6 protein-coding genes are annotated in these 11,661 nt (G+C 60.9%); 5 read left to right on the forward strand and 1 reads right to left on the reverse strand.

Going from position 1 to position 11,661, the window contains the following annotated elements:
• Positions 1-127: 127 nt before the first annotated feature.
• Positions 128-2,560, reverse strand: coding sequence for a TonB-dependent receptor (locus tag AACH73_RS06155; RefSeq protein WP_338734296.1), 2,433 nt, complete (start codon positions 2,558-2,560; stop codon positions 128-130).
• Positions 2,561-3,014: 454 nt separating this feature from the next.
• Here AACH73_RS06155 and AACH73_RS06160 point away from each other — a divergent pair, with 454 nt between their 5' ends.
• The 5 genes from AACH73_RS06160 (at position 3,015) to AACH73_RS06180 (ending at position 11,530) form a co-directional block, all read left to right on the forward strand.
• On the forward strand, positions 3,015-4,778 hold the full coding sequence (locus tag AACH73_RS06160; RefSeq protein ID WP_272742742.1) for an alpha-amylase family glycosyl hydrolase: 1,764 nt from the start codon (positions 3,015-3,017) through the stop codon (positions 4,776-4,778).
• A gap of 2 nt (positions 4,779-4,780) precedes the next feature.
• Positions 4,781-5,668: an ROK family protein gene (locus AACH73_RS06165; RefSeq protein ID WP_338734297.1), complete on the forward strand. Its 888-nt coding sequence runs from the start codon at positions 4,781-4,783 to the stop codon at positions 5,666-5,668.
• A gap of 86 nt (positions 5,669-5,754) precedes the next feature.
• On the forward strand, positions 5,755-6,627 hold the full coding sequence (locus AACH73_RS06170) for a Ku protein (protein ID WP_338734298.1): 873 nt from the start codon (positions 5,755-5,757) through the stop codon (positions 6,625-6,627).
• Entirely contained in the window at positions 6,628-9,171 is a 2,544-nt protein-coding gene (gene ligD / locus AACH73_RS06175; RefSeq protein WP_338734299.1) for a DNA ligase D, read from the forward strand.
• Positions 9,172-9,289: 118 nt separating this feature from the next.
• A complete protein-coding gene (locus AACH73_RS06180; RefSeq protein WP_338734300.1) occupies positions 9,290-11,530 on the forward strand; it encodes a glycoside hydrolase family 3 C-terminal domain-containing protein in 2,241 nt (746 codons plus the stop codon).
• The last annotated feature ends 131 nt before the right edge of the window (positions 11,531-11,661 follow it).

Consider the following 11,661-nt stretch of genomic DNA (forward strand, 5'->3'; position numbering starts at 1 on the left):
CTTTTTGGCATGAGGCTTTTTTCACGCCTCATGTGTATCCAAAAAATGGCGCCCACTTTTTGGTATGAGGCTTTTTTCACGCCTCATGTGTATCCAAAAAATGGTGCCCACTTTTTGGCATGAGGCTTTAGAACCGATACTTCAGGCTGATCGTCGAGGTGCGGCCATTGATAGCGCGGGCGCGCACGTAGTTGGTCGCATTGTCCGTGATCGCGCCTTCTTCGACCTCGGTGATCCCCAGAACGTCAAAGGCATTGTTGACGTTCAGCGAGACCGTCAGGTCCTCGGTCAGGCTGTAGTCGGCAAACAGGTTGGTCTGCACATAGCCCGGCATGACCAGCTTGTTGTCGTCCTGCGCGTAGGCGTCGGTGGTGCCAACAAAGTTCGCGCCGAATTCCAGCTTGTCTATCTTGTAGGTCGGCGTGAACTGGAACACCCACTCGGCCTGACGGCGCGGACGCTTGCCGACCGCAGTCGGGCTCAGGGCGTCCTTGGTGATTTCGGCCCTGGTGTAGGTGGCCCCACCATTGAGGCTGAGATTGCCGATACGATAGGCCCCTTCAAACTCGATGCCCTTGGCTTCGTACACGCGGTCAAAGAACTTCTGCGAGGTGGCTTCGAAATTCTGCTCCTCGGTCGTGGCGGCAAACGCCGTTGCAAACAGGCTGAGCGGACCGCTGCGGTACTTCACACCGGCTTCGGTCTGCTTGACGAAGTCGATGGCGTCTTCACGCGACACCGAGCCGTCGTCGCGCACCTTGCCGAACAGCAGACGGTCGGCATTGGCGCGCGCGCCCTTCGAATAGCGGGCGAAATAGGACAGGTTGTCCGTGGCGCGGTAATTGGCCCCCAGCGAGTAGGAGGTGTAGCTCCAGTTATAGTTGACCGGCTTGGCCGCTGCATAGTTGACGAAGGAGACGCTCTTTTCCGGATTGGAGATCACGCCGTCGCCATTGACGTCGAAATTGGCCATCTGGGTCGAGGCGGCATAGGTGCCGCGCGCCTTGCCTTCGTCCTGACGCACCGAGGCTTCGAGCGTCAGCTTGCCCCATTCGCCGCTGGCGATCACATAGGGAGCCACGATGTCGTACTGCACATCATAATGACGGGTGCAGCAGTTGCCCCACACCGGCACGCCATAGGCGAACAGGCCGTTCTGCGACAGGTTGGTGTTGCCGGCATAGAGGTTGAGCAGGCGCGCATTGTCACCGGCCACTTCCATGGCATAGCTGTTCCACACCCAGTCCATATTGATCGTCTGCGACGAATTGTAGAGACCGAAGGTCAGGTCGATCTTCGAACCCATGGCGTCAAACGTCTTTTGCAGCTTGAGGTCGTTGGCCGAATTGTCGAGGCTGTTCAGGCGGGTGTTGAAGGTGTGCATGATCATAGCCAGACCCGTGTAGGTCGCACCGGCGTTCGGTCCATTGGCCACCACAAGGCGCGTCCCCGCCGTGCCCAGAGCCGCGTTGATGCCCGACACGACGTCTGCCGAGGTGCCGACCGTCGCCGGGAAGGGCGCGATAAAGTTGGCTTCGGTCTTGGCGAAGCGGAACTTGTCGTTCAGCGTCCAGCCGCCGCCGACATCGAACTGCGCTTCGCCATTGAAGACGAGGCTTTTGGGGGCCATACCGTCGCGCACATTGGTCACAGAGCGATTGTTGCTGCCGTTCAAACCGGCGTCTTGCATGAAATAGACCGAGTGGATGGTGTCAGACTTGGCATCCAGACCCGGTGCCGATGACCATTTCGGATCGCCATTGGTGCCCGTCACCTTCATCGGCATGGGCAGGTAACCAATCGCTTTATCGTTCAGATATTTGACGCCCAGACGCAGGAAACCGTTATCGAACTTGCGCGTGATATTGGCCTTGATCTGCCCGCCCTGATTGGCGGTATAGCCCGCCTTGCGCGGCCCTTCACCGGAGCGGTAGAAGCCGCCGATATGGAAGTCGATCTTGTCCGACAGCGCGCCACCAAATTCGAAATCGCCGCGCGTCTGACCGAAGTCGATGCCCTGCGTCAGTTGCAGCGTGCCGCCTTCCTTCGCGCCGGTCTTCGAGATGATGTTGATGATGCCACCCGGCGAATTGGAGGCCAGGGTCGATGCCGTACCGCCGCGGATGGCTTCGACGCGACCGACGCTCAGATCGGTGCGCAGGAAGATGTCGGCATTACCAAAAGCAATATCGCCGAACTCCAGAATGGGCAGCCCGTCTTCCTGAAGCTGGAGGAACTTGGCGCCGCCAGCCGCGACCGGCAGACCGCGCACGGCGATGTTGGCATTGCCTTCGCCGCCCGTCGATTCGGAGCGCACGCCGGGGATGTTGCGGAAGACTTCGGCGGCCGAACGCGGCGCAAACTTCTGCATTTCCTCTACCTGAATGGCGCTGACCGAGATCGAGCTGTCGAGCTTGTTGGCCTTGCGCGCCACACCGGTGACGACCACTTCGGTGACCCCCGAATCGGCGGCCTGATCCTGCGCCAGAGCGGGAGCGCCCACCACGGCCATGAGTGCCACCAACGAAACGCCGCCGGTCGTCCAGATCGACTTAGACATATCAATTCCTCCTGATGAAGCGCGCAGCTTCCTGCTTTTTTGCTTACGCCGGAGCGACGACGAGTCAGCTCCTGACTTGGATAACAGGACATCACCAAATGTAATCGATTACAAGTTAATTATTCGACTTGGGACACAGAAGGACTGGATTTTTTGCCAAAAATGACTTTTTTGCCACACAAAATGCCACGGCGGCGTCTAAAACCTTCCCTTTTTGATAGATTTTTCTTGTAATCCTTTTCATTTTCGATTTATCTGAAGTCGGAACGCTGTGCGATCCAATCTTCCCTATCCTTGCCTAGTGCCGGGCCGCCCGCGTTACGGCGGCCCGCCTTTTTCATCGGGACCCTGGAGCGCGTTTCGTTCATATTAACACGAAGTATCGCTCTAAATTTTTGATGTTCACGCGCTTTTTCATCTGAAAAGTGCGTCAAACTTTTCGGAAAGCGCTCTGATGGCCGATACGATCCATGCCTCTGCTGATCTGTCCTGCGACCCGTTGTGGCGTCAGGCGGAGGCCTGCCTGCGCACGCTTTATGGCGATGATCACCGCTTTGAACACAGCCTCATCGATCTGAAAGCCCGCGTGGCCGATGCGTGCAGCGCGCGTCCGACCGCTCTGCGTCACCTCGATATGACGCGCGCCAATACGCCCAACTGGTTCCTCAAGCCCGGCCGCCCGGCCTATTGCACCTATATCGACCGTTTTGCCGGGACACTGGAAGGCACGGCGCAACATCTCGATTATCTCGAAGGGCTTAAGGTCGGCATCTTCCACCCCCTGCCCCTGCTGAAACCACGCGAAGGCAATTCGGACGGCGGCTTTGCCGTGGCCGATTACCGTGAGGTCGATCCGCGTCTGGGGACGATGGAGGATCTGCGGGCGCTGGCGGCTGAGCTGCGGGCGCGCGATATGTCGCTGGTGCTAGATATGGTATGCAATCACACGGCGCGCGAACACCCCTGGGCGCAAAAGATGCTGGCCGGTGACCCCGCCTTTGCCGACTTCTATATCGTGCTCGACTCAGCGAATGAGGTCGCCGAATGGGAAGCGGCGCTTCAGGACGTCTTCCCGGACACCGCGCCGGGCAGCTTCACCTATGACGCCGGAGCCGGTGGCTATGTGTGGACGACCTTCTATCCGTTTCAGTGGGACCTGAACTACGCCAATCCGCGCGTTTTTGTCGAAATGGCTGACAGCCTGTTCTTTCTGGCCAATGCCGGGGTGGAAGGTTTCCGTCTCGATTCGACGGCCTATCTGTGGAAGCGCAAGGGCACGATCAGCCGCAACCTGCCGGAAACGCACCTGATCCTTCAGGCGCTGCGCGCCCTGCTCACCCTTGTCGCGCCTTCGACCTTCCTGCTGGCCGAAGCCATCGAATCGCAGGCCTCGGTCCTGCCCTTCTTCGGTACGCCGCAGGCGCGCGAATGCGATCTGGCCTATAATAATGGCGTCATGACCGCCCTGTGGGGGGCTCTGGCCGATCAGAAGGCCGGCGTGCTCAAGACCACGATCGCGCGCGCCGGGGAAAAGCCGGCGCATGGCCACTGGCTGAACTATGTGCGCTGCCATGACGACATCATCTGGCTGGCCCTGTCCGATACGGCCGCGCCGGAACGCCTCACACACTGGTCCGATTTCTTTGCGGGTAAGGGCTCCTATGCGAAGGGCGAGGCGTTTCAGGCCCCGGAAGGCTTCCCGGCCTCCGGTTGCGGCATGGCGGCCAGCCTGTGCGGCGGCAAAGATGACCCGCAGATGCCCGCGCGTCTCAAGCTGCTTTACGGTCTCACCTACGCGCTGGAAGGCGTGCCGCTGCTGTATATGGGCGATGAAATCGCGCTGGAAAATTTCGACGCCTATCGCGACGATCCGGACCTGAAGGACGAGGTGCGCTGGTTGCATCGCCCGGTGATGGACTGGGACACGGCCGGGCGTCGCCATGCGCCCGGCTCCGTCGAACACGACATGTACGCCTTCCATCGGCAACTGGCCGACACCCTGTCGGCGATTGATTTCAAGCCCGGACAGTCCGTGTGTACCGAGGCCGAGGAGCGGCTTGTGATCATCGAACGCCCACTCGCGGCGGGCCGTTTTGTCTGCGTCGCCAATCTGAGCGCCGAACCCGTCATCCATAAGGTCGCGGGCCGCGTACTGATAGGGTCGGATAACGACACCCTCCCGGCCTACGGGCTGCGCTGGTTTATCGAAGAGTCCTGATCATGCCCTATTTCGCAGCCCTTGAGGTGGGCGGCACCAAGGTCAATGTCGCCGCCGGTTCCGGCCCCGACGACCTTCAGACCCTGCGCATCCCCACGCGCGCGCCGCAAGAGACGTGGCCAGAAGTGCTGCGGGCGCTGGAAACCCTGTCGCAAGGGCGCGCCTTCGACGCCATCGGCATAGCCAGTTTCGGTCCCATAGACGTCAATCCCCAGAGCCCCACCTTTGGCCGCTTTCGCAAGACGCCCAAGCCGGGCTGGAGCGGCTTCGACCTGCTGAGCCCCCTAACCGAGGCCTATCCCGAAGTACCGATTGGCCTCGATACCGACGTTAACGGCGCGGCCCTCGGCGAAAAGCGCTGGGGCGGGGCCAAGGACCTTGACACCTTTGTCTATGTGACGGTGGGCACGGGTCTGGGGGTCGGGCTGGTCGTTGCCGATCAGCCGGTGCATGGCCTGTTGCACCCCGAAGCCGGGCATATCCGCGTGCGCCGCCACCCGGACGACACCTATGCCGGCCATTGCCCCTTCCACGGCGACTGCTGCGAAGGCTTAAGCTCTGGCCCGGCCATCGAAGCGCGCACCGGGCAGAAGGCCGAAACCCTGCCGCCAGTCCATGGTGTCTGGGGCATGGTGGGCGACTATCTGGGGCAGTTGTTCTGCAATCTGGCCCTGATTACCTCGGCTCAGCGAATTCTGGTCGGCGGCGGTGTCGGGCTGAACGAACCGGTCCTGCGGGCGTCGCGTCAGACCTGCCACCGGCTGCTCAATAGTTATCTGGAGGCGCTAGAGTCTGCCGAGAGTATGGACATTTATATTCAGGCCGCACATCTGGGCGATCGCGCCGGGATGCTGGGGGCCATCGAACTGGCCCGCCGGGCATTAGACTAAGCACATCCTTACGCCTGACCTAAAGGCGCGCAGTGCGGTCTTACGCGGCCTCGTACTAGGCTGACCTCCTGATCCGGAGGTCCGTTATGGCGCTTCGCCCCTACTGGAGCGGCAATCTGCGACTGTCGCTCGTTACGCTGCCTGTCAATGTCTATTCGGCGCTCAACCGTTCGCGTCAGATTCCGCTGAAAGAAATCTATCGCAAGACGGGCGAGCGCGTGCACCGGCTCAATGTCACCGAAGACGGCACCGAGGTCGAACGCGACGAGATCATCAAGGGGTATGAGGTTGAAAAGGGCGAGTACGTTTTGATCGAGCCGGACGAGATCAAGGACCTGAAAATCCCGTCATCGCGCACACTTGATATCGTGCAGTTCGTCCCCGCCGAAGAGATTGACGACCTCTATTTCGACGCGCCATACTTCGTCGCGCCGCAGAAAAACGCCGATCAACAGACCTTTGCCGTCATTCGCGACGCGCTAAGGCAATCAAAGACGACCGGCATAGGGCAACTGGCTATCGCCGGGCGTGAGCGCCTGTGCACCATCCGGCCGTGCGGCTCAGGCCTGATACTCCAAACCCTTCGCTACGAAAATGAGTTGCGCGACTCCGACCCCTATTTCGACGACATCACGAAAAAGGCGGCGGCCTCCGAGGAACTTGATCTGGCGCGCGAACTGATCAAGCGCAAAACCGCGAAGTTCGATCCGGGTCGCTTCCACGACCACTACCGTGAAGCTTTGCAAGAGCTGATCGAGGCCAAGGTGGAAAACCGCGAGCCGGTCGCTGTTGAAGAGGACCGGCCGGCAGCCAAGGTCATCAACCTGATGGATGCCCTGCGCAAGAGCCTGAAAGACCCTGAACCGGCGCCGCCAAAGGCCGAAAAGGGTACGCCCAAAACTTCTGCCAAACGCAAAAAGACCCTCGCAAAGACGGCCGCCCGCGAGAAGGCCAGCTAGATGGGTCTCGACCTTTACAATCAGAAGCGCGACTTTGCCAAAACCGCCGAACCCGAGGGCAAGCCGGGGCGCAAGGGCGGCAACCGCTTCCTCATCCAAAAGCACGATGCCACTCGTCTGCACTTCGATTTCCGGTTGGAACTGGACGGCGTGCTGAAATCGTGGGCGGTAACGCGCGGCCCAAGCCTCAACCCGCAGGACAAGCGGCTTGCGGTCGAGGTGGAAGACCATCCCGTCGCCTATGGCACCTTTGAGGGCACCATTCCCAAGGGCCAGTACGGCGGCGGCACGGTGATGATGTGGGACGAAGGCACCTGGGAGCCGCTAGACGATCCGCATAAGGGGCTGAAAGCGGGCAATCTCAAATTTCGAGTACATGGCAAACGGCTCGGAGGCGAATGGGCATTGGTGCGTATGAAGCCGCGACCCCAGGACGGCGGTCGCGCCAACTGGCTCTTGATCAAGCACGACGATGCGGCGGCGCGCGAGGATGCGGCCGAGGCGTGGCTGGAGACACAGGCGACCAGCATCACCACGGGACGCCGCATGGAAGAGATCGCTGCCAATACGCACAGCGAGTGGCGATCACGACCGAGGGACACGCCACCCAATCGCCAAAAGATCAAATCAACACTTGAATTTATTGAGCCAGAACTGGCGACACTGGCGTTATCGCTGCCCAGAGGCAAGAATTGGGTGCATGAGATAAAGTTCGATGGCTACCGCACGCAGGCCCTGATCGAAAACGGCGAGGTGCGGTTCCTGACGCGCACGGGTCTCGAATGGACGCACCGCTTCCGCCCCCTGCCCGACTATCTGGCGCAGATGCGGGTCACAAGCGCCATACTGGACGGCGAGATCGTCGCGGTAGACGAAGGGGGCCGCGCAGATTTCAAGAGCCTGCAGGCCACCCTGTCCGGTGAAGCCGACGTGCCGCTGCAATATTATGTCTTTGATATTCTGCACAGGGATGGCGAGGACCTTCGCGGCCTGCCACTGATGGAACGCAAGGCTCAATTACAAAAGCTTTTTAAAGGCAGGGATTTCGGCGGACGTATTCATTACAGCGAACACTTTACGGAGGACGCCGCTGACCTGAAAGACCGGCTGTGCGCGCTGGATCAGGAAGGCCTGATCTGCAAACGTGCCGATGCCCCTTACCGCTCCGGGCGCCATCGCGCGTGGCTGAAGGTCAAATGCCACAAACGGCAGGAATTCGTCATCGGCGGCTTCACCCTGTCCAAGGCGGGGAGGCAGGGGATGGGCGCTCTGCTGATCGGCTATTATCAGGAGGGACGCCTGACCTATGCCGGTAAGGTCGGGACGGGCTTTACTCAGGACAGCGCCATCGACCTGCGCCGCAGACTGGACTTGATTGCTCAAAAAGACAATCCGTTCAGTGATATTCCGGCGGAATTTAAACGCGGTGCCCACTGGGTCGAACCCCACCTTGTGGTCGAGGTGCAGTTCGGCGAATGGACCTCCGACGGCCGCCTGCGCCACCCCTCGTTTCAGGGGCTGCGTGAAGACAAGCCCGCGCAGGACATCCACCGCGACCGCCCGCTCAGGCCAACCGAAGTCCGCAAAACCGAAGACGAACCGACGGCGCGTAAGCCCAGACGCCGCGCGCCGGTCTCGAAAACATCGGCAAAAGACGAGGTTGATGGGGTCGCCATCTCGTCACCGGGTCGTGTCGTTTTTCCGGGCTCCGACATTACCAAGAAGGATGTGGCGGAATACTATCTCAGCGTCGCCCAACAAATCCTGCCGCACATTGCCGGGCGTCCCATCTCGATGATCCGCTGCCCGGAAGGCATTGGCGGGCAGTGCTTTTTTCAGCGCCACCTCACCCAGGCCGCCGTTCCTCACGTCGAAGACACGGGTATTCAGGTGAATGGCCGCGAAGACGACTTTGTGATGATCGAGGATGAACGCGGCCTGATCAGCCTGACCCAATGGGGCGTGATGGAGATTCACCCCTGGGGCTGCCTAGCCGCCACGCCCGACCGTCCGGACCGCCTGATTTTCGATCTCGACCCCGATCCCGAAGCCAACTGGGCCGATGTGGTGGCCGGAGCGGCGGAGGTGCGCGAACGTATGGCCGAGTTCGAGCTTCAGAGCTTCCTCAAAACCACGGGCGGTAAGGGCCTGCACATCGTAATCCCAATTCAGCCTGAGCACGACTGGGACGCCATAAAGGCCTTTACGCGCGCCGTGGCCGAGTCCATGGCGCACGACAGCCCGCAACGCTTTGTGGCGCAAGCCTCAAAAGCCAAGCGTAAAGGCCGGATTTTTGTCGATTATCTGCGCAATGACCATACCGCCACCGCCGTGGCCCCCTATGCTGTGCGCGCGCGTCCCGGTGCGCCCGTGGCCATGCCCGTAGCTTGGGGCGCCCTCAGCCCCGACCTCGATCCGGCGGGCTTTACACTTGAAAACACGCCCGCGCACCTGAAACGGCGCAAGGCCGATCCGTGGGCCGATATGACAACCTTGAATCAGCGCCTGTCGGGCCACATTCTCAAGGCCTTGAATATTCTGTAGGTCTGACGCGCATAACCGATGCGGTTTTAAATTACCCTGCGAAACGCCCTGCCCCTTCCCGAATGTCGAAAATGCGGTTAGCGTTACGGCAATATCAAAAAACAAGGGGAGTAAACACATGCGTTTAAAGTGGATGGCGGCGAGCGCCCTTCTGCTGACCGGGGTGTCGAGCGTCGCACTGGCGCAAACCCAGGCGTGGTTCGATAAGTCAAAGTCGGCCGATGAGCGCGCCAGAGCGGCCGTTGCGGCCATGACCCTCGACGAAAAGCTGACCCTGATCCTCAGCTTCACCGATCCGGAGCAACTGGCCAAACAACCCGACTCCATCGTGTCGCCTGAGGTCAAGGCCATGGTGAACAAGGAACATATCCGGGGCTCGGCAGGCTATGTGCCGGGCATTGCGCGACTGGGGATTCCGGCCCAGTGGCAAACCGACGCCTCGATCGGCGTGCGGGTGCAGGGCATGGCGCGCACGGCGCTGCCCTCGTCTCTGGCCACCGCCGCCAGCTTTGATCCGGCTGTCACCGAGGCCGGGGGCCGCATGATCGCGCAGGAAGCCCGTCTGTCGGGGTTCAACACCTTTCTGGCTGGCGGCGCCAATCTGGCGCGTGAACCACGCAATGGCCGCAATTTCGAATATGTCGGTGAAGATCCCTGGCTGGCCGGGCAGATGGCCTCTGGCCTGATCAATGGTATTCAGTCGCAGCATATGGTTTCGACCCTGAAGCATTTTGCCGTCAACGATCAGGAAAGCCAGCGCACGACGGTCAATGTGACCATCGCCCCCGAAGCCATGCGTCAGTCGGACCTGCTCGCCTTCGAATTCATCCTTGAGCAGTCCAATCCCGGCTCAGCCATGTGCGCCTATAACCTCGTCAACGGGCGGTGGGCCTGCGAAAACGAGTACCTGCTGAACAAGACGCTGAAACAGGACTGGGGCTTCAAAGGCTATGTCATGGCCGATTGGGGCGCCGTCCATTCCACCGTTGACTCGGCCAATTACGGGCTCGATCAGTTCACCGGCTTCCCCTGCTGCGGCGACCGTCAGCCCTATTTTGCGCCGGTGAATGTCAAGGTGGCGCTGGACAAGGGCGATATTTCACAAAAGCGCCTTGATGATATGGCGCAGCGCGTCCTGTGGCCGCTGTTCTCCACCGGCGTTTTCGACAACCCGGCCAAGGTCGGGCCGATCGACTTCAAGGCCAATGCCGCCGTATCGCAAAAGGCCGCCGAAGAGTCACTGGTGCTGCTGAGGAACGAGGGCAATCTGCTGCCGCTCAGCGGCGTGAAATCGGTGGCGATGATCGGCGCGCACGCCGACAAGGGCGTCATGTCCGGCGGCGGTTCATCCGGCGTGACGCCGGTGGGCGGCAACCCGGTCGAAGGACAACTGGAACCGAAATCCTGGCCCGGCCCGGTCACCTATATGCCCTCGTCTCCGGTCGAAGCGTTGAAGGAGGAACTGCCCAAGGCGAAGATCGCCTATGCCGGCGGTGAGGATATTGCCGCTGCCGTGGCTCTCGCCAAATCCTCGGAGGTCGCCATCGTCTTTGTCACCCAGTGGATGGGGGAAGGCATGGACGGGACGCTGGAACTGAAAGGCAATCAGGACGCGCTGGTGGCAGCGGTCGCGGCCGCCAATCCGCGCACCATCGTGGTGGTGCAGTCCGGCGGGGCCATTTTCATGCCGTGGAAGGACAATGTGGGGGCCATCCTTCAGGCCTTCTATCCCGGCATCCGCGGCGGGCAGGCCATTGCGCGCATCCTGACCGGTAAGGTCAATCCGTCCGGCCACCTGCCGATCAGCTTCCCGGCGTCGAATGCGCAACTGGCGCACGACACCATTCCGGGCTTCGGCAAGCCGGATGGCGTGGCGGTCAACATCACCTATCACGAAGGCGCGGCGATCGGCTATAAATGGTATGATGTGAAGGGCTACACGCCCCTGTTCGCCTTCGGGCACGGCCTGAGCTACACCACGTTTGCGGTGTCTGACGCCAGGGCCACGGTCGAAAAGGGCGAACTGACCATCTCCGCCGCCATCCGCAATACCGGCAAGACCGCCGGTAAGGGCGTCATTCAGGTCTATGTTGCCCCTGCCGACTATAAGGCCGTGGGCTGGGAAGCCCCCAAACGTTTTGTGGCCTTCCGTAAGGAAGCCGTCGCGCCCGGGGCCACATCAGGCACCTTCATGCAAAAGATCGACCCGCGCCTACTGGCCACCTATGAGGTGGCGGACAATAGCTGGCGCATCCGGGCGGGGACCTATCAGGTCCTTTTCGGTCAGGCGGCAGACGACCTGCCGCAATCGGTGACGATCACCCTGTCCGACCTCACCTGGAGCGCGGCACACAAGTAAAACCCCTATATCCGATGAACGCTCAACGCCTCCGCCCGCAAGCGGGGGCGTTTCTTTGAGCCTATGGCCTTGCTGCTTCCGGCGAAGGCCATATGGTGGACTTATCTCCGCCTTGATAGAGCTTTAGCGTC

The sequence above is a fragment of the Asticcacaulis sp. DW145 genome (assembly GCF_037101385.1).
GTDB classification, from domain to species: domain Bacteria; phylum Pseudomonadota; class Alphaproteobacteria; order Caulobacterales; family Caulobacteraceae; genus Asticcacaulis; species Asticcacaulis currens.